The sequence below is a fragment of the Herbaspirillum sp. UBA812 genome, from assembly GCF_002296545.1.
GTDB classification, from domain to species: Bacteria; Pseudomonadota; Gammaproteobacteria; order Burkholderiales; family Burkholderiaceae_D; genus Herbaspirillum; species Herbaspirillum huttiense.
Window position 1 is genome coordinate 28,000 of record NZ_DBIC01000270.1, and the last position, 442, is coordinate 28,441.

1 protein-coding gene is annotated in these 442 nt (G+C 62.9%); it reads right to left on the reverse strand.

Annotated features, from left to right (window positions below; all coding sequences use genetic code 11):
• Positions 1 to 107 precede the first annotated feature (107 nt).
• Positions 108 to 442 (reverse strand): prephenate dehydrogenase dimerization domain-containing protein (locus tag B3873_RS18705; RefSeq protein WP_286868091.1); only part of this gene is annotated, 335 nt, incomplete at its 5' end.

The window sequence follows — 442 nt, forward strand, 5'->3', positions numbered from 1 at the left end:
TGGCGGGGGTAGGAAGGCTGTTTCATCTGGCTTGCTTTTCTGTGGATGATGCGGTGGTGGAATCGGGCCGCCCAGGCGGCCTTGACGATGTGACCGGGAAAGAATGTTCAGTTGGCCTTGCGTTCGGCTGCCTCGATGGCGGCCGCCCATTGCTGGCGGGCATGCTGGGCGCTGGCATAGATCTTTTCGAGGCCCGCGCCGTCGCTGTCGGCAATCATCGCGCGTATGCCCTGCAATTGCACCAGATAGGCATCGACCTCGGTGAGCAAGGCATCACGGTTGGCCAGCGTGATGTCGCGCCACATCTCGGGCGAGGAGGCAGCAATGCGGGTGAAATCGCGGAAACCGCTGGCGGCATACTGGAACAGGGTCTCGGCATGCGGCTTGGCAGCAATGTCATCCACCAGCGCAAACGCCAGCACGTGCGGCAGGTGGCTCACCG